This window comes from Streptomyces sp. Inha503 (assembly GCF_047215865.1).
Classification (GTDB): Bacteria; Actinomycetota; Actinomycetes; order Streptomycetales; family Streptomycetaceae; genus Streptomyces; species Streptomyces lycopersici.
In genome coordinates this window covers 862,902-884,814 of the sequence record NZ_CP178360.1, presented here as the reverse complement: position 1 = coordinate 884,814, position 21,913 = coordinate 862,902, and the positions used below count along the sequence as shown (strand labels likewise).

The following is a 21,913-nucleotide window of genomic DNA, read 5'->3' as shown; positions in this document are numbered from 1 at the left end:
CCGTCACCTCGGCGCCGCCGGCGGGTCCGGCGCCACCTCGGTCCGGGCCCGGGTGAGCGCGGCGACCGCTGCCCGTGGATCGTCCGCGTGGAACCGGAGCGTACGGGCCACGCCCCGCCGCCCGAGGGGCCGTACGAACGGCACCGGCTCCGTCAGCTCCACCGTCACCGTGGTCTGGCTGCCCACCGCGAGGTCGAGCACCCCGTCCGGGCCCAGCCGCACCAGCCGCCCGTCCGGATAGCGCCGGTCGACCCGGGCGGTGGCGATGGTGGCGGCCGGAACCCGCAGGTCGAACAGTGCGCCGTAGCGGATGCGCAGCGAGCCGTCGGACCCCACGACATGCGGCCGGACCACACAGGCCGCGTGCAGGGCGAGGATCAGCACCACCCCGTACACATCGATGACGAGCAGGATCGCGTGCACCACCGGCCAGGGGATCACCAGGGCCAGCCCCACCGTCTCGATGACCGACACGAAGATCATCCCGTACATCATGGCCGTCTGGGGCCCGGTGTAGGCGACGGCCAGCGCCCCCTCGGGGACCTGGTGGCGGCGGCGCAGCACCCACAGCCCGAGGCTGTGCAGGGCCCGCGCCTCGTGCAGCAGGAGCCGGCGCGCGACCAGCGGGATCAGGGTCTCCGCCACGCCTTTCGCCCACCCCGCCGCCCGTGCGAACGGCCGGTTCATGACGCCCTCCCGCCCCGTCGGACGGTCAGCCGCTCCATCACCCGGCGCACCACCTCGGCCTGGGCGGGCGAGTAGTCGTCGAGCAGCGCCTGCTCGAAGCCGGTCGCCGTGGGGCCGCTGTCCGGGATGGCCGCCAGCACCTCGTCCGGTACGGCGGCGGACAGCTCCTCGGCCAGCGGCGCGATCCGGGGATCGTCCGCCGTGGCCTCATCCAGTTCGTCCAGCCGCTCGTACATCGGGAGCACGGCGGGGTCCCCGGCCAGCGGCCGCAGCGCCGCGTACACCGCGTCCCCGCCGATCATCCCCTCGAGCAGCATCAGGTGCTCGCGGTCCTTGACGGCGGTCGGCGAGGAGGTGGCGGGCGCCACCTTCAGGAGCTCCACGAGCGCGGGGGAGAGCGGTGCGTCCGCTGTGAGCGGGCCGTGCAGCAGCGCCGCCAGCACCTTGCGGCGCTGCTGGATCTCGTGTTCCTGACGGGCGAGATCGGCGTCCAGCTCGCCCAGCACCTCGGCCAGCTCACGCCCGGCGTCGTCCGCGAGGACGTCCCGCACCTCGTCCAGGGCGAGCCCGAGCTCGGTCAGCCGCCGGATCCGGGCCAGCAGAACGGCGTCCCGGAGGGTGTAGACCCGGTATCCGTTGGCGCGCCGCTTGGGCTCGGGCAGCAGACCGATGTGGTGGTAGTGCCGCACGGTCCGGGAAGTGACCCCGACGAGCGCGGCGATTTCTCCGATGCGCATGTGGCCAGTAGAAACCCTGCCGCTGCGACAAGGTCAAGCGCGTCCGCCCGGCGGTCCCTCGACGGCGCCGGCATCGGGGCGGCCGCGGTAGAGCGGGGTGCCACGGTAGTCACGGCCGCCGTTGTCCGGGATGACGGTGCCGGTGCCGATCAGGGGTGAGCCCGGCCGGGGAGCGAAGCCCAGCGCGGTGCCCAGCCGCGGTCCGCTGTCGGCCGTGCCGTACGGCCCGGACGCCTCCGGGTTCACCAGCAGCGGATCGCCCGTGCGCGCGGTGGGGTCGGTGGCGGGGACGGGCAACGGGGCACCGCCGTAGAAGTTGTTGGTGTAAGTGGTGGTCGGACTGGTGGTCAGGCTCGCGCCGGCGACCTTCGAGGAGAAGGCGTTGTCGTGCAGGTCGTAGCGTGCGTTCAGGGAGGAGCCGTAGCCGTAGACCACATACCGGCTCGCCGGATTGTGCACCGTGTTGTTGTAGACCTCGGCCGAAGCGGCCCGGTCGGAGTGCAGATAGAGCGGATACCGGGAATTCCCGCTGAGGATGTTGTACCGCACCACGACATCGCCGAAGGAGAACTGGCACAGCAGAATGCCATCGCCGTTGTCGTGTACGAAGTTGTACTGGATCCGCACCCGCGTGGTGCCCTTGTCGGCGTCGATGCCGTTGGAGTCGGCGCCCCCGGCCTTCTGCTCCGTCCGGTACACCTCATTGCGCTGGATCACCACATCGTCCGCGTAGTACGCCTCGATGCCCGATGTCCCCGCCTCGTCCACCACATTGTGGTCGACCACGGCGCCGCGCACATTGGTCAGATACATCGCGTTGCAGCCGTAAGCCGTCCCGCCCTGGGAGATGTAGTTGTTCCGGATCGTGATGTCCGTATGCGGGGTGAAGGCGGTGTCATCGGGTGAGGTCCGGGTGCCCCAGCCGGTCGGCACCGCGACGGGGGCGTCGTTCGCGTCCTTCGCGTCGCCGGTGTACTGCTTGACGACGATGCCCGCGAACGAGGTGTCGCGCACCGTGGAGTTCCGCACCTGGACGTCGTGGAGCACGGTCGCGGCGGGCGGCGGTGCGGTGATGTCGGGGACGGTCGTGTCGAACACGATGCCCCCGGTGCGCTTCGACCGGTCCCATCCGGTCTTGAAGCGCACTCCCGGGGCGTTGCCGGAGACATCGCCGCCGATCCAGTTGACCTCACCGGTCACATCATGGACATCGACGCCGTCGATGACGAAGTGGTCCAGCCGCCGCGAGTCGTCGCCCGAGACATGGATACCGCGCAGATCCCGCAGATTCCCGCCCGGAGTCCCGGTCGCGGGCGCCTCGTTGCTGACGTCCAGATCACGGATCTCCCAGTACTCCTGGTTGAACAGCCGCACCGCGTCATCGACGGTGCCCTCCCCGCGGATGCGCGGCTTGGGCCCCGTGCCATAGCCGCCGATGACGATCGGACGGTTCCTCTCGCCCGAGCCCTTCGGCCACAGTTGGCCCTTCCAGGAGCCACCGGCCTTCAGCAGGATCCGGTCCCCGGCCCGGAAGGTGGTCCGGCCGACGCGGTCGAGGCTGCGCCAGGCCCTGGCGGCGCTGGTGCCCGGCGCCCCGTCGTCCCCGGAGCGGGAGTCGACGTAGTAGGTGGTGCCCTTGGCCGCCGGGACGGTCCGCGCGGCCGGTGCGGTGTGTGCGGCGGCGGGGTGCGCGACCAGCGTGGCCGCGCCGAGGGCGGCGGCCGCGAGAAGGCCGAGCGGCCGTCGGCCGCGTCTGACGGATCGTCGTCCAGATGTCATTCGTTGAATAGAAAGCGCTGTCATGCGGGGTGTCAAGAGTCCGGCCCGTCCGTCGCGGCCGTCCGGTCGGCGACCCGTGTAGGGGGCAACGGGACGGTAGCGTAAGGAGGTCCGAATACGGCCAGGTACGGCGAGAGCGCACATCCGGGAACAGTGAGGGAGCCCTATGCGGCACGAGATCAGCCCCGAGCCCATCCTTGAGGTCGGGCTCGGCTTCATGGCGTCGAAGGCGCTGCTCACCGCGGTGGAGCTGGATCTCTTCTCCCGGCTTGCCGAAGGCCCCCGTACCGGCGGTGACCTGGCCGGGGCGCTCGGACTGCACCCGCGCGGCGCAGCCGACTTCCTCGACGCGCTGGTGGCCCTCGGATTCCTGGAGCGATCCGAGGGCGTGTACCGCAACAGCCCGTCCGCCGACACCTTTCTCGACCGTGGGAAGGCCACCTATGCGGGCGGCATCCTGGAGATGGCCAACAGCCGGCTGTATCCCTTCTGGGGGTCGCTCACCGAGGCGCTGCGAACGGGGAAACCGCAGAACGAGCACAAGCACGGCGGCGAGGTGTTCGACGCCATCTACCACGACCAGGAGGGTCTTGAGCGATTCCTGCACGGAATGACCGGGCTCAGCATGGGCAAGGCGATGGTGATAGCCCAGCGGTTCCCCTGGGCCGACTACCGGACCGTGCTGGACGTCGGCGGAGCGGTGGGGTGCGTCCCGGTGGCGGTGGCCCAGCGCCACCCCCATATGAGCGGCGGTGTCTTCGAACTGCCCCGGGTGCGGCCCGTCTTCGAGAAGTACGTGGCGTCCTTCGGCCTGGGGGACCGGCTCACCTTCCACGGCGGCGATTTCTTCACCGATGACCTGCCCGGCGCCGATGTGATCGTACTGGGCCAGATCCTGCACGGCTGGGGCCTGGAGGAGAAGCGGCTGCTGCTGAAGAAGGCGTATGACGCGCTGCCCGACGGGGGAGCGGTCCTCGTCTACGACGCCATCATCGACGACGACCGCAAGGAGAACACCTTCGGCCTGCTGGCCAGCCTGAACATGCTCATTGAGACCCGGTCCGGCTTCGAGTACACCGCCGCCGACGGCCGCGCCTGGCTGGCGGAGACGGGGTTCAGCGGCAGCCGGATCGAACCGCTGACGGGCGGCTACTCCATGCTGGTGGGCATCAAATAGCGGTCATCTGACCGCCCCGCCCGGCGCCGGAACCGACCCGGCGCCGGGCCGGAGCCACTAGAAGCGGTAGCGCAGAATCCGGCCCACATCCCGGAAACCGGGCAGACGCGCCATCACCCGCATGCTCATCCGGCCGGAGGCCGGCATCTTCTCCACCCCCGGCATGTCCACGCTGCGCACCGCGTCGAGGCAGGTCAGCCCGGGATGCCAGCTCTCGACCTCATGGGGGTCGTCCAGACCCCAGTGGAGGGTGGCGCCCGCGTTGCGCACCGCGGGGACCATCTTCTGGAGCCGGATGCCCAGCGGCCCGTAGACGTCGAAGAGCAGCTGGCCGCTGGGGAACCGCTCGGTGATCCGCTGGATCAGCCGCTTGCCCTCCTCCTTGCGCAGATACATCGTCAGCCCCTCGGCGACGACCACGGTGGGCCGGTCGTCCGGGACCTCGCGCAGCCATGCCTCATCGGTCACCGAGGCGCCGACCATCTCGTAGTTCCCCGACGGCTCGGGAAGCAGCCGCCGGCGCAGATCGATCACCTCGGGGTAGTCGATGTCGAGCCAGCGCACCGACGGCGGCGGGTCGAGGCGCTGTACCCGGGTGTCGAGACCGCACGCGAGATGGAGCACGGTCGCCTTCTGATGCTCGGCCAGGAACTCCATGGCCCAGTCGTCGAGCTGTTTCGCCCGCAGGGCGATGCCGACGGCCGTCGTGTCCGTCATCCCCGTTTTGTCGAAGTCGTAGGCCACGCGCTCCACGGCCTCCCGGGCCGCGTGGTCGTGCAGGATGGAGTCCGGTGAACGGCTGTCCACCGCCCTGCCGTACAGCGTGGCGAGCAAGGTCTCCTGAGCGCCGCTGAGAGTGATCTTTTCGCGATCCATGGTTCCTCGTCGATGTGGGGGTACCGGACGGACCATTCCGTACGGTTGCGTACGGAATGGGCAGAACCCGTGTCCGTACGGTCCCACGTTCCCCCCGGCAAAAGCGACCGGCCTCTGGGCCATTCGAGTTCATCCGGCCAACATCGGGCGGACGGGCGCCGGTGGGCGTCAGTGGCCCTCGCCGTCGTCCCGCGTCAGCCACAGATCGGGGCCGAAGACCTCGTAGTGGATCGCGGAGGGGTTCACCCCCCGCTCCAGCAGCTGGGTCCGTACCGACCGCATGAAGGGCATCGGCCCGCACAGATACGCCTGCACCCCGTCCGGGATCTCGATGCCGGACAGGTCGACGAGGCCGGTGCGCTCGGCCGGCCAGTCGCCCTCGGGCCGTTCGTACCACGTATGGGCGCTGCCCCGCGCCAGCTTGGTGACCAGCCGCTCCTGGTCGGCGCGCAGCGCGTGGTCGGCGGGGGAGCGGTCGGCGTGGACGGCGATGACCGGGGCCTGGTGTCCGCGGGCCGTCAGCTCCTCCAGCATGGCCACCATCGGGGTACAGCCGATCCCGGCGGAGGCGAGCAGCAGCGGCGTGTCCGTGGCGTCGAGCACGACGTCGCCGTAGGGCGCGGAGACGGTGAGCTCGCCGCCCTCGCGGACGTGGTCGTGGAGATGGCCGGAGACCTCACCGGCCGGGCCATCGCCCGCGTGCCCGCGCTTGACGGAGAAGGAGCGCACCGTGGCGCCGGGGCCGTTGGTCAGGCTGTACTGGCGGATCTGCCGCGCCCCGTCGGCCAGTTCCACCTGCACCGAGACATACTGGCCCGCCTTGAAGGCCGGGGAGGGACGGCCGTCCGCCGGCCGGATCCGGAAGGTGACCACATCGGCCGTCTCCCGGACCCGCTCGACCACCTCCCACTGCCGCCAGGTCCCGCCGACCAGCACGCCCTGCTCCGCGTACAGCCGCCGCTCGATCTCGATCAGGGCGTTGGCCATCAGCCAGTAGACCTCGTCCCAGGCGGCGGTCACCTCCTCGGTGGCCGCGTCGCCGAGCACCTCGGCGATGGCGGCGGACAGATGACGGTGCACCACCGGATACTGCGCGGCGCTCACCCCGAGCGAGGCGTGCTTGTGGGCGATCCGGCTCAGCAGGGCGTCGGGGCGGGTGCCCGGCCGCTCCACCAGGGCGGTGGCGAACGCGGCGATGGCACCCGCGAGGGCCTGCCGCTGAGTGCCCGCGGCCTGGTTGGCCCGGTTGAACAGATTCCGCAGCAGTTCGGGGTGGGCCTCGAAGAGCTTCCGGTAGAACAGCTCGGTGATGGTGCCGATGGCCTCACCGACGGCGGGAAGCGTGGCGCGGACGGTCTCGGCGGACTTCTGGGAGAGCATGGACGGGCCTAACTGGTATCTCAGATTCGCATTCAGCGGCATGGGGGAACCGGGCATGGTGACCTCCGCGTCAGCACGGCTCGGCGGGGTGGGATCCGGGCTCCGTAACCCGGACGACGCCCTCATGGGGACAGTCCGGGCGCGCGCCCGACCAGCCCCAGCAGCACCGGGCCCGTCGGGGACGCCACCAGATCGTCGACCGTGAGGGGGTCGAGCGAGGTGAGGAACGCCTCCTGCGCCCGGCGCAGCGCCATCCGCAGCCGGCAGCCCTGCCGCAGCGGACACGGCACGTCCCCCTCGCAGTCGACGACATCGCCGACCCCCTCGAACTCCCGGACCAGCTGGCCGACCGAGGCGGTGCGCCCGGTCGCGGTGAGCGTCAGCCCGCCGCCCCGTCCGCGCCGTGTCTCGACCAGGCCCAGGTGCTGTAGCCGAGCCGCCACCTTGGCCAGATGGCTGTACGGCACCTGCATCTCCCCGGCGATCTGCCGGGCGGTGCAGGGCTCGGGGCCGGTGACCGCCAGCCGCATGATCGTGCGGAGCGCCAGGTCCGTTGACTTCGTCAGCCGCATGGCGGCAGATTACGTTAATGCGAATCTCAGATGCAATTTATGAGGGTGTGTGCGGCGTCGGTCAGGTTTCGCCGGGCGGCCGCCCGCGCAGCGCCCGCGTCACCGACCAGGCGACGGACACCATGGGCACGGCCACCACCGCCCCGACCACCCCCGCCACGATGGATCCGGCGATCACCGAGATCGCCACCACCACCGGATGGAGCCGCACCGCCCAGCTCATCACCAGCGGATGCAGCACATGGCCCTCGAACTGACCGACCGCCACGATCAGCAACAGCACCACGGCCGCGATGGCCGGACCCCGCCCGGCCAGGGCCACCACCGTCGCCACGGCCAGCGCGATCGGCGAACCGATCAGCGGGACGAACGTCGCGAAGAAGACCAGCAGCGTCAGCGGCAGGGCCAGCGGCACCCGCAGCAGGAAGAGGGCGATGCCGACCAGTGTCGCGTTGGAGGCCGCCACGACGATGATGCCCCGGGTGTACCCGGCGAAGGTGGTCCACGCCGCCCGCGCCGCGCGCTCCCACGGGGACCGGGCACGCTCGGGGAGCTGACCCCGGAACCACTGCCACATCCGGTCGCCGGAATGGATGAAGAAGATCGAACAGAACAGGGCCAGGAACACCGCCGTGCCCGCCTCCACAACCCGCCCCGCACTGCTGAGCGCCCTGCTGATCAGCGCCGCGCGATGCCGTGAGACAAAGGCGGTGACCTTGTCGTGGGCCCCCGACAGCACACCGTGCCGCACATGGAACGGCGGCCCCTCCAGCCACCGCTCGATCCGTCCGATCCCGCCGCGCAACTCGCCCACCAGCCGGCCCGCCTCCGCGGCCGCCGCGTTACCCACCAGCGCCAGCAGCCCCAACACCGCGAACAGGGTGCCGAACACCGCCAGCGCCACCGCCAGCGGCCTGGGGCACACCCGCGCCAGCAGATCGGCCAGCGGCCGCAGCAAGGCGGTGGCCACCAGCGCCAGGAACACCGCGATCGCGACGAGTTCGAACCGCCCCAGCACCGTGAACGCCAGGTAGACGGCCACCCCGATGACCATCAGACGCCATGCGTACGCGGCGGCCAGCCGCAGCCCGGGATGGACCCGTCCGTTCTCGTCCCCCGCCCGGCGCACCGCCGCCGTCAGCGCCGCGGAGCCGGAGCGGCGGGCCCGCGCCACCGCCCGCGAGGCCCGCCCCGCCGGTCCGCCGGTCACGCCACGCCGAGGGCGTGCGCCCCGCCCTCCCGGTCGCTCGGGCGGGGGAGGAGAGTCGCTGCTCACGTCGGCGCCACCGCCTTCTGCGTCCCTGTTCTGCGCGGCGGAAGAGGAGGGTGATTCATCCCGCTACGTACAGATTCAATCAGGGCGGCCGTCCGGGCGCCGGACACTCTCCCCGGCGCGGCGGCCCGTCCTCCCCCGGCGCGGCGGCCGTCCTCCCCCGGCGTGGCGGCCGTCCTCGCCCCCTGCCGTTCCGCACCGGTGCCTGCCTAAGATCGCCCTGGTCACCCGCTCGCCAAGGCACTTCGCAAGGAGCCGCTCGTGACATACGACATCACCGCCATCCGCGCACAGTTCCCCGCGCTGAAGGCCGGGTCGGCCCACTTCGACGGCCCGGGAGGCACCCAGACCCCGCTCCCCGTCATCGAGGCCGTCTCCGACGCGCTGGCCAACCCCCTGGCCAACCGCGGCCACCTCACCGCGGGGGAGCGCAACGCCGAGGCCCTGGTCCAGTCGGCCCGGCGGGCCATGGCCGATCTGCTCGGTGCCGACCCGGCCGGGATCGTCTTCGGGCGCAGCGCCACCGCCCTCATCTACGACTTCTCCCGGACTCTCGCCAAGACCTGGTCGCCGGGTGACGAGGTGGTGGTGTCCCGGCTGGACCACGACTCCAACATCCGCCCCTGGGTCCAGGCCGCCGAGGCCGCCGGGGCCACCGTGCGCTGGGCCGACTTCGACCCCGCCACCGGCGAGCTGACCCCCGATGACATCAGCGCCCAGCTCGGCGACCGTACCCGGCTGGTGGCGGTCACCGCCGCCTCGAACCTGATCGGCACCCGCCCGGACATCCCGGAGATCTCCCGGCGGGTGCACGCGGCCGGGGCGCTGCTCCACGTGGACGGCGTGCACTACGCCGCCCACGCCCATGTCGACATCCGGCGGCTCGGAGCGGACTTCTTCGTCTGCTCCCCCTACAAGTTCCTCGGCCCCCACCTCGGCGTGCTGGCAGCCGGACCCGAGCTCCTGGAGACCCTGAACCCGGACAAGCTGCTCCCCTCGACGAACGCCGTTCCCGAGCGCTTCGAATTCGGCACCCTGCCCTATGAATTCCTCGCCGGGACCCGCGCCGCCGTGGACTTCCTCGCCACCCTGGACCCCGGCGCCGAAGGCAGCCGCAGGGAGCGTCTGGCGTCGTCGTTCGCGGCCCTCGAGGAGCACGAGGCCACGCTGCGCGGGCGCATCGACGAGGGCCTGGCCGCCCTCGACCGGCTCACCATCCACTCCCGGGCCGTGGACCGCACCCCGACCGTGCTGCTGACCATCGACGGCCGTGACACCACCGACGCCTACCGCTACCTCGCCGGCCGCGGCGTCGACGCCCCCTCCGGTTCGTTCTACGCGGTGGAGGCATCCCGCAGGCTGGGCCTGGGCGACACCGGGGGACTGCGCATCGGCCTGGCCCCCTACACCAGCACCGAGGACGTGGACCGGCTGCTGGAGGCACTTTCGGACTTCCTGCGCACTCCGGCCCCGCGCGGCTGACTCACCCCCGGCACTCACCCGATGGCACTCAGGGGCCGGTCTCACTTCCCGGCGGCGTCACTTTCGAGGAGTTCCGCCACGAGTCCGCGGGCATGCGCGGCGTCGAGCCCGGCGGGGCGGAAGAGGATGCGGTACATCAGCGGCGCCACGACATGGTCGACGACCGTCTCGACACCGGGGGTGTCCTCCCCGCGTCCGGCCGCGCGGGTGAGGATGACATCGACCTGGTCGGCGGCGTAGGCCGAGCACTGGCCGGCGTTGCTGCCGTCCGGGTCGCCTAGCAGGGCGTCGCGGATGTAGGCACGGCCGGCCGGGGAGGCCATCTCATCGAGGAACTGCTCGGCCCAGGCCGTCAGATCGGACTCCAGACCGCCGTGGTCCTGGGGCGTGGTGTCGGGCCGCAGACGCTCGACCGCCACGTCCGACAGCAGTTGGGCGAGGTCTCCCCAGCGGCGGTAGATCGTGGAGGGGGTGACGCCCGCGCGCTGGGCGATCAGCGGCACCGTGAGACCGTCGCGGCCCACCTCCGCCTCCAGTTCGCGCACGGCGGTGTGCACCGATGCCTGGACCCGGGCGCTGCGCCCCCCGGGGCGCACCATCTGCCTGCTCATTCGTACCACCTTAAAGCAAATCCGTTGCTTCTGGGCAGGTGGGGCGCCCCGGGGGCGTTCAGTGGACGCGTCAGGCCGCGGGCGCCAGCTCGCGGACGGGCCGCGTCCGCTCGTAGGCGTGACCGACCCTCAGGAGCACGCCCTCCCCGAGCGGCCGCCCGAGCAACTGCATGCCGATCGGCAGACCGGCCGTGTCGTGGCCGACCGGGACGGACAGCGACGGCACTCCGGTGAGGTTGGCGGGGGCCGAGAGGCGCACATAGGCGTCCGAGACGGCTTCGACGGTGCCGTCCGGCCAGGTGATCGTCTCCTGGCCGGACGGCACCGCGGTCGCCGGGACCGTCGGGGCGGCGATCACGTCGACCTCCTCCAGCATGCGCGCCCACTCCCGCCGCATCAGGGTCCGGGAGCGCTGGGCGCGCAGATAGTCCCCGGCGGGCATCAGCTCGCCCGCCTCCAGCAGCGTGCGCACATCCGTCTGGTACAGCTCCGGCGCCGCGCGCAGGGTGCGCTCGTGGTAGGCGGTGGTGGCCTCCGGCACCATCAGGCCCCACTGAGTGGCCTGGATGTAGCGGGTCATGGGGATCTCGACCTCGACGAGGCGGGCGCCGAGGGCCTCGAGCCGGTCGACGGCCCGCCGGACCGCGGCCTCCACCTCCGCGTCGACGTGCTCGAAGTAGTAGTTGCGCGGCACGCCGACGCGCAGTCCGGTCAGATCCTCGGCCGCGCCCGGCCGGTGGTCCCGCGCGGGGAAGGCCATGGAGGCGGGGTCGCGGGGGTCGTGCCCGGCGAGGACGGCCAGGACCAGGGCCTGGTCCTCGACGGTGCGGGTGAGGGGGCCGACGTGGTCCAGCGACCACGACAGGGAGGTGACGCCGTGGCGGGGGACGAGGCCGTACGTGGGCTTGAGGCCGACGACCCCGTTGAGCGCGGCGGGGACGCGGATGGATCCGCCGGTGTCGGTGCCCAGGGCGAAGGCCGCGGTGCCCGCGGCGACGGCCACGGCGGATCCGCCGCTGGAGCCGCCCGCGACCCGGCCGGTGTCCCAGGCGTTGCGGGTCTGCGGGGTGGTCAGCCCGTAGGCGAACTCATGGGTGTGGGTCTTGCCGACCAGGACCGCGCCGGACGCTGTCAGACGGGCGGCGACCGTGCTGTCCGCCCGCGCGCGGTGGTCGGCGCGGACCCGGGAGCTCGCGGTGGTGGCCACGCCCGCGACGTCGATCAGGTCCTTCAGGCCCATCGGGATGCCGTGCAGCGGGCCGCGGAGCCGGCCGGCCGCGGCGTCGTCCGCGGCCTCGCGCGCCGCCCGGCGCGCCCGCTCCGCCGTCACCGTGGCGTAGGCGTTCAGCCGGGGTTCCAGCCGCTCGACGCGGTCCAGGACGGAGTCCACCAGCTCGACGGGGGACAGCAGACCGGCCCGGATCGCGTCGGCGGCCGCGGTGAGGGAGAGCTCATACGGGCGCATCGTGCCGCTCCTCTTCCGCGCGGTAGGCCGGGGCGGGCGGGGTGTCGCCGAAGTCCAGCTCGCGCAGGACGGCGACGACGGAGTGGATGTGGTTGGCGGTGGCCGCCGCGGCGGCGTGGCGCTCGGCCGGCAGCGGGAGCCCGGCGCGTGCGGCCCAGCGGGCCGCCTCCGGAGGGGTGAGTTCTGCGGCGGACAAGGTGTGTCTCCCTCAACGAGGTCTTATCGAGATAAAAGCTAACTGTTTGCGTTAGTCGACTGTAAGGCCTACGATGGCTTAAGGCAAACGGATTGCGTTTAGAGAGAGCGGGCCATGCACACACCCCAGGCCATCGACATCCCCTTCTGGACCGTGGGCGACATCGCCGTCCACCGCGTCGACGAGGTGCTCCTGCCGCCGCGGACCGGACCATGGCTGCTGCCCGACGCCACCACGGACGTGGTTTCGCGACAGGACTGGCTGCGCCCCGACTTCGCCGACCAGGACGGCACCCTGCGCATCGCCAGCCACAGCTTCGCCTTCGAGGTGGGTGGCGCGCGGGTCCTGGTCGACACCGGCATCGGCAACGGCAAGACGCGGGCCAACCCGGCCTGGCACGGTCTGCGGACCGATTACCTGGAGCGTCTGGCCGCCGCAGGGTTCCCCCGGGAATCCATCGACCTGGTGATCCTCACCCATCTGCACACCGACCACGTCGGCTGGAACACCCATGAGGTGGACGGCGCATGGGTGCCCACCTTTCCCCATGCGCGCTACCTCACCTCCCGCACCGAGCGGGAGTTCTGGGCGGCCTACGACATGGACGAGCCGCGCGCCCAGATGTTCCTCGACTCCGTGATCCCGGTCGAGGACGCGGGACGGCTCGACCTGGTCGACGTCCCGGACGAGGGCACCGAGGTCATCCCCGGACTGCGGCTGATTCCCACGCCCGGGCACACCCCCGGCCATATCGCCGTCCAGCTCGACAGCCGCGACGAGCGGGCGCTGATCACCGGCGACTGCGTCCACCACCCCGTCCAGCTCGCCCACCCCGCCATCGGCTCGTGCGTCGACATCGCCCCCGAGCAGTCCGAGGCCACCCGCCACCAGCTCTTCGGCACCCTCGCCGACACGGGCACCCTCCTGCTCGGCACCCACTTCCCACCGCCCACCGCCGGTCATGTGATCACCCACGAGAACGCCTACCGGCTCTCGCCCGTGCTCCCCGGCGCACGCTGACGCGCCCTCCGCGGGTGGTGGTGTTCGCCCGGATGTTCCCGTAGGGGCGGTATTGGGGCCGGGGCGGTGCGACGGGCAGGCTCGTGGGTGCTGTGCCTGTTCCGTATGGGGAGGGGTCTGATGTGGCCGGTGTGTTGCCGCGTGGGCGTCGGCTGCCGTCGTTGACCGGGCTTCGCTTTCTGCTGGCCGGTGTGGTGTTGGCGGGCCATGTGCTGACGCTGGGCAGATTCTTCGAGGACCAGCGGGTCTATGAGGCCGCCGACGCCTCGTCCATGGCGAGCGCGGCGGCGGTCTCCTCGTTCTTCCTGCTCAGCGGTTTCGTACTGGCGTGGAACGCCTCTCCGGCCGACACCGCCGTCCGGTTCTGGCGCCGTCGGCTGGTGAAGATCTTCCCCAACCATGTGGTGACCTGGTCACTGATGCTGGGTCTGCTCATGGCCACGGGCACCGCCGCGCTGCTTCCGGTGCCGGACCCGGGGCTGGGGGAGGCGGTCCGGAATCTGCTGCTGGTGCACGCTTGGGTGCCGGACATGGCCGATTTCAGCAGCGTCAATCCGGTGACCTGGTCCATCTCCTGCGAGGCGTTCTTCTACCTCCTCTTCCCCCTGCTGATCCGGCCGGTGCGCGCGCTCCCGGGACGGCTGCTCTGGCCGGTGATCGCCCTGGTGGCGGCGCTGGTGGTGACGATGCCGCTGGTGGCGACGGCCGTCACCGACGAGGCCGCTCCCGGGAGTTGGTCGCCGCTCTCGACGGAGCGCTGGTGGCTGATCTACTTCTTCCCGCCGGTGCGGCTGCTGGAGTTCGTCCTCGGACTGGTGCTCGCCCGGGCGGTCCAGCTCGACCGCTGGCCGACGCTGCGTCCGCGGTGGCCGCTGCTCGCCCTGGCCGGGGTCTTCGCGGCGCGGACCGAGCTGCCGGAGGAGTACCTGTGGGGAGCCGCGACCTGTCTGCCGATGGCCGCCCTCATCCCGGCCATCGCCGCCCGCGACATCGAAGGGCGGGAGAGCCTGCTCGGGCGCCGTGGCCCGGTGCTGCTCGGCGAGGCGTCGTTCGCGCTGTACATGGTCCACTTCCCGCTGCTGTACGAGATCCGGGTGCTGCTGGACCGGCGGACGTTCGACACGGTGACCGCCGCGCTGTTGTCCGTGGTGGTGTCGGCGTTCTGTGTGGCGGTGTCGCTGCTGCTGTGGCGCGGAGTCGAGGTGCCGATGATGCGCCACTTCGCCCGCCCCCGCGGCCGTTCCGTACCGGCCGCCGACCCCGCGCCCGGCGACCGGACCGCACCGCTGCGTCAGCAGGACCCCGCACCATGACCCAGATGCCCGTTCACGTCGCTCAGCCCGACGAAGTGGCGACGCGCACGCGGTGGCTTTCGCCGTCGGAGAGGAACGACGCCAATTCCCGGCCCTCCTCTCCGACGGCCGTGCGGTCGGCCGAGGAGAGACGGCCCAGCGGCGTGACGCACACGGTGGCGTCGTCGACCCGCCAGGTCGCGGCGCCCCGGCCGTCCACCAGCACCACGCGCTCCCCGGCGACCGACAGGCCGCGGTGGGCGTCGTCGATGATCCGGCCGCGGTCGTGGTAACCGAGGATCGCGTTGTCGAACGCGGGCAGGAACCGCACCGGCGCGGGGGTATCCGGGTCGGGGCGTGGCGCGTCGGGGAGGTCGAACAGCTCCCGGCCGCGTTCATCGCGGAAGGTGACCAGTTCCTCCCGTATCGCCGCCACCGCGGCCGGGAGCCCGGCGAGGCCGCACCAGGCGCGCAGATCGGCCGGGGCCGCGGGGCCGAAGGCGGCCAGATAGCGCCGTACCAGCGCCTGTCCGACCGGGTCGGAGCCGTCGGGGGCGGGCGGGTCCACCTGTCGGCCCAGCCAGGAGGAGAGCAGGACGTTGCGCACCCCTCCCCGGGAACGCCACAGCCCGCGCGGCGGCGTCTGCGCCACTGGGACGAGGGCGGCGATCAGCATCTCGCCCAGTGCCCGCGGCGCCGGGGCGGGCCAGCGGCCGGCCAGCGCCCGCACCAGCTCGGCCATCGAGCGGGGCTCGCCGTCGGCCATCACCGCCCGGCCCGCGGCGCCGAGTTCGTCCAGGTCTATCCCCTCCAGCTCACGGCGGTAGGTCCCGAGCACCCGCTGGCGCAGCATGGCGTCGTGGCGGGCTCGCCAGGCCACGATGTCATCGGCGGTGAGGAGGTGGACGGTGCGGCGCATGAGGTGGGTGCGCACCACGCTCCGCCCGGTCAGCAGGTCGGAGAGGGCGCCCGGATCGAAGGCGCGCAGCCGTGACCAGAGCCCGGTGAACGGCTCCTGCGGTTCCTGCGCCTGCATGCCACACAGATGCGCGACGGCGTCGTGGACCGGCAGGCCGGCGCGATCGAGCAGCAACTGCCGGGCGAGCGTCGCACGGCCCAGCGCCCGGTTGCCGAGCACGGTCATCGTGCCACCGCGGCGCACTCGTCGGACTCCCCGTGGGGTCCGTACACATCGGCGGTGTCGATGAAGCCGATCCCCGAGTCCAGCGCCCGGTGGATGATCCGGACACAGTCGTCGTGCTTGGGGTTGCCCACCTGGCCGGACATCCTCGTGCCCAGGCAATAGGGGCTGACCCGGATACCGGTCCGCCCCAGCTCACGCGTCTTCACAGTCGCGCCGTTCCCTTCGGTTCCTTGGCTCTTGGGGTCTGGAACCGTGCCGGTGACGGCCGTCACCGGCACGGTTCCGAGGAGATCCGGTCGGTGGTCAGCCGGACTTCTGTCCGTCGAGCGACTCGCGGATGATGTCGGCGTGCCCGGCGTGCTGGGCGGTCTCGGCGATGACGTGCATCAGCACCCGGCGCACGCTGTGCACCGCCCCCGGCTCGTTCCAGGGCGCCTCCGGCAGCGGATGCGTCGCCGACAGATCGGGGACGGCGGTGATGATCTCCTCGCTCCGGGCGGCGACCTCCTCATAGCGCTTGAGGATCCCGGCCAGCGTCTCACCGGGCAGCATCTGGAAGTTGTTCTGGTTGTCGATCGCCCACTGCGGGATCTCATGTGCGGTACCGGCCGCGAGGTCGGCCCAGGTGACACCGTCGGGCAGGTCGAAACGGAGCGCCGAAGGGCCTTCCAGTACAAAGCGCAGCCATCCTTCCTCGATGGCCGCGACGTGCTTGATCAGCCCGCCCAGGCACAGTGTGCTGGCCGTCGGACGCTCGCCGGCCCGCTCGTCGGCGAGCCCGCGCACCGTCTTGATGAGGGCGGATCGCGCGGCGGCGAGCTCGGCGAGCAGATCGGCCCGCTCGCTGTCGAGCTCGGAGGAGGGCATGGTGGTGGCGGTCACGGTGATCGGTCCTTCTGGTCGTACCGGTTGCTCTGACGGAGACAACAGTCGCAGGGGAAGCGGACAGGTTGTGGCCGCTACTCGGAGCAGAATGGGGGTCATGCCGAAGACCTCAGCGCGACTGCTCTCACTGCTCTCGCTGCTCCAGACGCGCCGGGACTGGCCGGGGCAGCTGCTGGCCGAGCGGCTGGACGTCAGCCCGCGCACCGTGCGCCGCGATGTCGACCGGCTGCGCGAGCTCGGCTACCCCATCGCGGCCGCCAAGGGCCCCGACGGGGGCTATCGGCTCGGCGCCGGTACGGAACTGCCGCCGCTGCTGTTCGACGACGACCAGGCCGTGGCACTCACCGTGGCGCTACAGACCGCCACCGCAACCGGGGCGGGGATCGAGGAAGCGGCGGCCCGTGCGCTGAGCACCGTCCGGCAGGTGATGCCCGCACGGCTGCGCCATCGCGTCGACGCCCTCCAGGTCACCGCCGTCGACGGCGCGGGCAGCCGGCCGGGTCCGCGGGTCGGCCCGCGGGTGCTCATGACCCTCGGTGCGGCCGTCCGCGCCCGCGAGACGCTGCGCTTCGACTACGCCCCCGTGTCCGCACCGGGCACCTCGGACGCCTCGGACGCCGACCCCGCCGCCACTCCGCCGCGCCGGGTGGAGCCACACCACCTCGTCACCCGGGGCGGGCGCTGGTATCTCGTCGCCTGGGACCTCGACCGCGACGACTGGCGCACCTTCCGGGTCGACCGGATCACCCCGCGCACCCCAACGGGCCCCCGCTTCACCCCGCGCGATGTGCCCGGAGGGGATGTGGCCGCCTTCGTCGCGAGCAGGTTCCAGGGCTCCGACGGCTCGGGCGGCTGGCCGTGCCGAGGCGAGGTCATCCTCGCCCTGCCCGCCTCCGTCGTGTCCACCTACACCCGGGACGGAGTCGTCGAGGAACTCGGCCCGGACCGCTGCCGACTCGTCCTGGGCGCGTGGTCATGGCCCGGACTGGCCGCCACCATCGGCAGGTTCGACGCCGGTATCGAGGTCATCGGGCCGCCCGAGCTGAGGGAAGCCTTCGCGCACCTGGCCCGCCGCTTCGCCGACGCGGCGGCCGAGGTGCCCACCGGATCCACGACGCCACGCCCGAGCCGCTGAGCGACGCGCGCCGCACCCTCGTGCCTCAGGGTGCGGCGTCGAGATCCACCTCGAGGTTCTCGGTCTCGGACCAGAACCCGTCGTCCGCGTCCTGAAGCCGGGACGCCGCGTGCCTCAGATGGAGCAGCGCCGCGTCGCGGGCGGCCTCGGGGTCACGGGCCTCGATGGCGGCCAGGATGGCGTGGTGCTCCTGCCGGACCGCTTCGAGGAAGTCGCCGCGGCGCGCCTCGTTCGCACGCGTGACGCGGATTCCGCCGCGCAGCACCTCGCCGAGGTAGCGCAGCGTGGAGAGCATCACCGCGTTTCCGGTCGATTCGGCGATGGAGCGGTGGAAGACGAGATCCTCGTCCACACCGTCGCCACCGGCCGCCACCGCCGTGTCGATGGCCTCCAGGGCCTGCCGCATCCGGGCGAGGTCGGCCGTGGTGGCCCGGGTGGCCGCGAGGTACGCCGCCTCGCCCTCGATGGGGCGCCGCACCTCCACGATCTGCCGCACCTTGGACTTGGTGTCCTCGGCGGCCTCCGCCTCCAGATCCAGTGGCCGGGTGCGGCGCGGCATCACGAACACGCCGAGCCCCTGACGGGGTTCGACCAGGCCCGCGTTGCGCAGCCGGGACACGGCCTCGCGTACGACGGTCCGGCTGACGCCCAGCTGCTTGACCAGCTCCACTTCGGTCGGGAGCTTGTCGCCCTCGGCCAGCCGCCCGGACTCGATCTCTTCCGAGAGTATCGCCGCGACCCGATCCGCGAGCCGCACGGGACCGCTCACCTTGGAGAACATGGTCTTCAGCTTATCGGCACCGCCCCGGTCGCCCGGCCGCTACGGGGTATCCGGCGGACCATGCGGCCCCGCCCCGTGGCAGGGACTTCGCCCCTGGACCCTCGGGGTCTGGGGCGAAGCCCCACGCGGCGGAGCCGCACATCGACGCTGCGTGGGAAGGGGTGGGGAGGGGACAGCCCGCCGCAGGCGTCAAGATCCGCCGGACACCCTTAAGCGTGCGCATCGTCCACGATCGCGTCGGCGTGGTCTTCGGCGTAGGCGCGCACCACCGAGGCGAAATCCGGGTCGGGGGCCAGCCCGAGCGCGGCGGCACGTGCGTTGTCGAACACGGCGGGCCATGAGCCGACGATGGCCTCCACACCGGGGTCGGGCGCGACCGTCACCAGGTCGGCGACGGCGTCACCGGCCACCTGCCGCAGCGTGCTCAGCATGTCGGCGACCGAGACCGTGAGCGCCGGAAGGTTGACCGGCACCCCACCGTCGATCCGGCCCGGCCCGGCGCCGCGCTCGGCCTCCGCGACGCGGAGGAGGCCCTCGACGGTGCGCCGTGGCGAGGCCAGGGCCACCTTCAGCCCGGGGTGGACCGGGCAGGTGGCGGGGAGGCCCGCGAGCGGTTCGCGGATGATGCCGGACAGAAAGCCGGAGGCGGCCGCGTTCGGCTTGCCCGGCCGTACCGACACGGTCATCAGACGGGCGACGCGCCCGTCCAGGAAACCGCGGCGGGTGTAGTCCGCGATCAGCTGCTCGCAGACGAGCTTCTGGATCCCGTAGCTCGACCGCGGTGTGGGCAGGGTGGACTCGCTGACGACCGGCGGCAGCGGCAGTGCCGGATCGGAACCGTAGACGGCGACGCTGCTGGAGAACACCACCCGCGGCACCGGACCGCCGGCGGCCGACTGGGCCCGCGCGGCCTCCAGCACCGCGCGTGTGGTGTCCACGTTGGCGCTCATACCGAGGTCGAAGTCGGCCTCGCACTCGGCCGACACCGCGGAGGCGAGGTGGATCAGCACATCCACCGGCTCCGCGAACACCTCGTCAAGACGGTCGGCCAGATCGCCCTGGACGATGTCCACGAGGGGGTCGTCCGCCGCCGAGCCGGGCGGCACCACGCGGTCGGCGAGCACCAGCCGGTCGATCGGCGCACCGCGGAACGTCCGTGACGTGAGCAGTGCGGCGGCGACCCGCCGGCCCAGGAAGCCGAAGCCACCCGTGATGACGATCCTCATGCGTTGTCTCCTCGGTAGTCGTGGCGCCAGCCGAGCCCCTCGCTCGTACCGGCGCGGGGGACGTACTCACAGCCGATCCACCCGTCGAAGCCCAGGTCGTCGATGACGGCGAACAGATGGCGGATGTTCAGCTCGCCCCGGTCGGGCTCATGGCGATCGGGTACGCCCGCGATCTGTAGATGGCCGACCCGGCCGGTCGGCAGATCACGGTGCAGGGTCGTGGTGAGGTCGCCCTCGACGATCTGGCAGTGGTAGAGGTCGAGCTGCACCTTGAGGTTCGGGGCCGCCACCTCCCGTACCACGGTGTGCGCTTCGGACTGCCGGTTCAGGAAGTAGCCGGGCATGTCACGGCCGTTGATCGGCTCGATCAGGATGGCGACGCCCGCCGCGGCGGCCCGTTCCGCGGCCCAGGCGAGGTTGGCCAGATAGGTGTCGCGGTGCTCGGCCGGATCGCCCGGTCCCACCAGCCCGGCCATCACATGCACTCGCGGGCAGCCGAGCTCCGCCGCGTACTCCAGGGCCCGGCCGATCCCGGAGCGCACCTCCGCCTCGCGGCCGGGCAGCGCCGCGATCCCGCGCTCGCCGGACTCCCAGGCGCCGGGGGGTGCGTTGAAGAGCACCTGCCTCAGGCCGTGGTCGTCAAGCCTGCGGCGCAGCTCGGTGGCGTCGTACGCGTAGGGGAAGAGGTACTCGACGGCCTCGAAGCCGTCCGCCGACGCGGCGGCGAAGCGGTCGAGGAAGTCGTGTTCGGTGTACATCATGGACAGGTTCGCGGCGAACCTCGGCATGCTGGCTCCTGCGTTCGGGCCGGGACGTCCCGGTCAGCGGTTGACGACCTGCTTCTTGGTGGTGAGCACCGCGGCGGCGCCCACGACCAGGGTGAACGCCAGGACGTACATCGGGATCGACGCCGAGCCGGTGGCGTCCTTGAGCGCGCCGATCATGTAGGGGCTGACGAAACCGGCGAGGTTGCCCACCGAGTTGATGATGGCGAGGCCCGCCGCGGCCGCGGTGCCGCCCAGGAACGCGGTGGGGAGCGACCAGAACAGCGGAGCGCAGGTCAGCACCCCGGCCGCGGCCACGGACAGGGCGGTCAGGGACAGCGCGGTCGACCCGTTCCACACGGCGGACAGCGAGAACCCGACGGCGCCCATGAGGCTCGGGATGACCAGGTGCCAGCGTCGCTCGCGGTGCTTGTCCGCCGAGCGGCCGAACAGGTTCATCGCGACGAGCGCGGCCAGGAACGGCACGGCGCTGAGCACGCCGATCGCCACATTGCCCTCGATGCCGGTGGACTCGACGAACGTGGGCATCCAGAAGGTCAGGGCGTACTGGCCCATCACAAAGCAGAAGTAGATGAGGCACATCAGCCACACCTTGGGCTCACGGAAGGCGTCCAGGACCCGGCCGTGCACCGTCCGGTGCGCGCTGTCGTCGGCGACCGCCCGCTCGACGACCGCCTTCTCCTCATCGGTCAGCCACTTCGCGTCCCGCACGCCGTCGTCCAGGTAGAAGAGCGTGATGACACCGACGAGGAGCGCGGGGACCGCCTCCAGCAGGAACATCCACTGCCAGCCCTGCCACCCGTTGACACCCTGGAAACTGTCCATGATCCAGCCGGAGAGCGGGTTGCCGAAGATGCCCGCCACCGGGATGGCCGACATGAACATCGCGATCACCCGGGCCCGGCGGTGCGAGGGGAACCAGTAGGTGCAGTAGAGGATCACTCCGGGGTAGAACCCCGCCTCCGCGGCACCGAGCAGAAACCTCAGCACATAGAAGGTCGCCTCGTTGGTGACGAACATGAACGCCGCCGAGACCAGGCCCCAGCTGATCATGATGCGGGCGATCCAGGTGCGGGCCCCGACGCGTTGCAGCATCAGGTTCGAGGGCACCTCCAGGAGGAAGTAGCCGATGAAGAACAGGCCCGCCCCCAGGCCGTAGGCCGCCTCGCTGAACCCGAGGTCATCGGACATCTGGAGCTTCGCGAAGCCGACGTTGACCCGGTCCAGGTAGGAGGCCACGTAACACAGGATGAGGAAGGGGACGATGCGGCGTACGACCTTGCGGTAGACGGTGTTCTCGCGGGCAAGCGCGGGCGTCTCGGCCGCCACTGCGGGCATGGGCATGACGGAATCCTTTAGCGGCTCAGGGATTCTGCGACGGGGACGGGGATGGGGTGGGGAAGGGAACGG

The 21,913-nt window shown here is 71.8% G+C and carries 22 protein-coding genes; 5 read left to right on the top strand and 17 right to left on the bottom strand.

The window, feature by feature from the left end; genetic code table 11:
• Positions 1-3 precede the first annotated feature (3 nt).
• Genes ACJX2R_RS04020 through ACJX2R_RS04010 form a run of 3 tightly spaced genes read right to left on the bottom strand, consistent with a single transcriptional unit; the run spans position 4 to position 3,203 of the window.
• Positions 4-687, bottom strand: a complete 684-nt coding sequence (locus ACJX2R_RS04020; RefSeq protein ID WP_413098790.1) for a hypothetical protein — start codon at positions 685-687, stop codon at positions 4-6.
• Positions 684-1,424, bottom strand: a complete 741-nt coding sequence (locus ACJX2R_RS04015) for a MerR family transcriptional regulator (RefSeq protein WP_413098789.1) — start codon at positions 1,422-1,424, stop codon at positions 684-686. Before ACJX2R_RS04015 ends, ACJX2R_RS04020 begins: the two co-directional genes overlap by 4 nt.
• Positions 1,425-1,457: 33 nt before the next feature.
• On the bottom strand, positions 1,458-3,203 hold the full coding sequence (locus tag ACJX2R_RS04010) for a right-handed parallel beta-helix repeat-containing protein (RefSeq protein WP_413098788.1): 1,746 nt from the start codon (positions 3,201-3,203) through the stop codon (positions 1,458-1,460).
• A 166-nt stretch (positions 3,204-3,369) separates the two neighbouring features.
• Here ACJX2R_RS04010 and ACJX2R_RS04005 point away from each other — a divergent pair, with 166 nt between their 5' ends.
• On the top strand, positions 3,370-4,380 hold the full coding sequence (locus ACJX2R_RS04005; RefSeq protein ID WP_413098787.1) for a methyltransferase: 1,011 nt from the start codon (positions 3,370-3,372) through the stop codon (positions 4,378-4,380).
• A gap of 57 nt (positions 4,381-4,437) precedes the next feature.
• Here the strand turns inward: ACJX2R_RS04005 and ACJX2R_RS04000 are convergent, their stop codons facing one another.
• From ACJX2R_RS04000 to ACJX2R_RS03985, 4 genes are all read right to left on the bottom strand, one after another.
• Entirely contained in the window at positions 4,438-5,256 is an 819-nt protein-coding gene (locus ACJX2R_RS04000; RefSeq protein WP_413098786.1) for a class I SAM-dependent methyltransferase, read from the bottom strand.
• 168 nt (positions 5,257-5,424) lie between these two features.
• The gene (locus ACJX2R_RS03995) at positions 5,425-6,636 is read right to left on the bottom strand and encodes a globin domain-containing protein (protein ID WP_413098785.1); all 1,212 of its coding nucleotides are present in this window, start codon (positions 6,634-6,636) and stop codon (positions 5,425-5,427) included.
• Positions 6,637-6,758: 122 nt separating this feature from the next.
• Entirely contained in the window at positions 6,759-7,208 is a 450-nt protein-coding gene (locus ACJX2R_RS03990) for an RrF2 family transcriptional regulator (RefSeq protein ID WP_413098784.1), read from the bottom strand.
• 61 nt (positions 7,209-7,269) lie between these two features.
• Positions 7,270-8,418, bottom strand: a complete 1,149-nt coding sequence (locus tag ACJX2R_RS03985; RefSeq protein WP_413098783.1) for an AI-2E family transporter — start codon at positions 8,416-8,418, stop codon at positions 7,270-7,272.
• Positions 8,419-8,742: 324 nt separating this feature from the next.
• On the opposite strand from ACJX2R_RS03985, the gene ACJX2R_RS03980 reads away from it, so the two are divergent.
• On the top strand, positions 8,743-9,963 hold the full coding sequence (locus ACJX2R_RS03980) for a cysteine desulfurase-like protein (protein ID WP_413098782.1): 1,221 nt from the start codon (positions 8,743-8,745) through the stop codon (positions 9,961-9,963).
• A 41-nt stretch (positions 9,964-10,004) separates the two neighbouring features.
• Here ACJX2R_RS03980 and ACJX2R_RS03975 read toward each other — a convergent pair whose 3' ends face one another.
• The 3 genes from ACJX2R_RS03975 to ACJX2R_RS03965 form a co-directional block, all read right to left on the bottom strand.
• Entirely contained in the window at positions 10,005-10,574 is a 570-nt protein-coding gene (locus ACJX2R_RS03975; RefSeq protein WP_413098781.1) for a TetR/AcrR family transcriptional regulator, read from the bottom strand.
• Positions 10,575-10,644: 70 nt separating this feature from the next.
• The gene (locus ACJX2R_RS03970) at positions 10,645-12,039 is read right to left on the bottom strand and encodes an amidase (RefSeq protein ID WP_413098780.1); all 1,395 of its coding nucleotides are present in this window, start codon (positions 12,037-12,039) and stop codon (positions 10,645-10,647) included.
• Positions 12,026-12,235 carry a hypothetical protein gene (locus tag ACJX2R_RS03965; RefSeq protein ID WP_413098779.1) on the bottom strand — a complete coding sequence of 70 codons (210 nt, stop codon included), beginning with the start codon at positions 12,233-12,235 and terminating at the stop codon, positions 12,026-12,028. Before ACJX2R_RS03965 ends, ACJX2R_RS03970 begins: the two co-directional genes overlap by 14 nt.
• Positions 12,236-12,349: 114 nt before the next feature.
• On the opposite strand from ACJX2R_RS03965, the gene ACJX2R_RS03960 reads away from it, so the two are divergent.
• Together ACJX2R_RS03960 and ACJX2R_RS03955 are read left to right on the top strand one after the other, a co-directional pair.
• Positions 12,350-13,255, top strand: a complete 906-nt coding sequence (locus ACJX2R_RS03960; RefSeq protein WP_413098778.1) for an MBL fold metallo-hydrolase — start codon at positions 12,350-12,352, stop codon at positions 13,253-13,255.
• Positions 13,256-13,377: 122 nt separating this feature from the next.
• Entirely contained in the window at positions 13,378-14,568 is a 1,191-nt protein-coding gene (locus tag ACJX2R_RS03955) for an acyltransferase family protein (RefSeq protein WP_413098777.1), read from the top strand.
• 22 nt (positions 14,569-14,590) lie between these two features.
• Here ACJX2R_RS03955 and ACJX2R_RS03950 read toward each other — a convergent pair whose 3' ends face one another.
• The 3 genes from ACJX2R_RS03950 to ACJX2R_RS03940 form a co-directional block, all read right to left on the bottom strand.
• Positions 14,591-15,691: a winged helix DNA-binding domain-containing protein gene (locus ACJX2R_RS03950; RefSeq protein WP_413098776.1), complete on the bottom strand. Its 1,101-nt coding sequence runs from the start codon at positions 15,689-15,691 to the stop codon at positions 14,591-14,593.
• Complete coding sequence (locus tag ACJX2R_RS03945) at positions 15,688-15,897, bottom strand: aldo/keto reductase (RefSeq protein WP_413098775.1); 210 nt, start codon at positions 15,895-15,897, stop codon at positions 15,688-15,690. The genes ACJX2R_RS03950 and ACJX2R_RS03945 overlap by 4 nt, the downstream gene beginning before the upstream one ends.
• Positions 15,898-15,994: 97 nt before the next feature.
• Positions 15,995-16,558: a DinB family protein gene (locus ACJX2R_RS03940; RefSeq protein WP_413105767.1), complete on the bottom strand. Its 564-nt coding sequence runs from the start codon at positions 16,556-16,558 to the stop codon at positions 15,995-15,997.
• A 115-nt stretch (positions 16,559-16,673) separates the two neighbouring features.
• Here ACJX2R_RS03940 and ACJX2R_RS03935 point away from each other — a divergent pair, with 115 nt between their 5' ends.
• Positions 16,674-17,711, top strand: a complete 1,038-nt coding sequence (locus tag ACJX2R_RS03935) for a helix-turn-helix transcriptional regulator (protein ID WP_413098774.1) — start codon at positions 16,674-16,676, stop codon at positions 17,709-17,711.
• A gap of 25 nt (positions 17,712-17,736) precedes the next feature.
• Here the strand turns inward: ACJX2R_RS03935 and ACJX2R_RS03930 are convergent, their stop codons facing one another.
• From ACJX2R_RS03930 to ACJX2R_RS03915, 4 genes are all read right to left on the bottom strand, one after another.
• Entirely contained in the window at positions 17,737-18,492 is a 756-nt protein-coding gene (locus tag ACJX2R_RS03930) for a FadR/GntR family transcriptional regulator (RefSeq protein WP_413098773.1), read from the bottom strand.
• A 209-nt stretch (positions 18,493-18,701) separates the two neighbouring features.
• Positions 18,702-19,718: a D-erythronate dehydrogenase gene (gene denD, locus ACJX2R_RS03925; protein WP_413098772.1), complete on the bottom strand. Its 1,017-nt coding sequence runs from the start codon at positions 19,716-19,718 to the stop codon at positions 18,702-18,704.
• Positions 19,715-20,506 carry a 2-oxo-tetronate isomerase gene (gene otnI / locus ACJX2R_RS03920; RefSeq protein WP_413098771.1) on the bottom strand — a complete coding sequence of 264 codons (792 nt, stop codon included), beginning with the start codon at positions 20,504-20,506 and terminating at the stop codon, positions 19,715-19,717. Before otnI ends, denD begins: the two co-directional genes overlap by 4 nt.
• A gap of 33 nt (positions 20,507-20,539) precedes the next feature.
• The gene (locus ACJX2R_RS03915; protein WP_413098770.1) at positions 20,540-21,847 is read right to left on the bottom strand and encodes an MFS transporter; all 1,308 of its coding nucleotides are present in this window, start codon (positions 21,845-21,847) and stop codon (positions 20,540-20,542) included.
• Between the last annotated feature and the right edge of the window lie 66 nt (positions 21,848-21,913).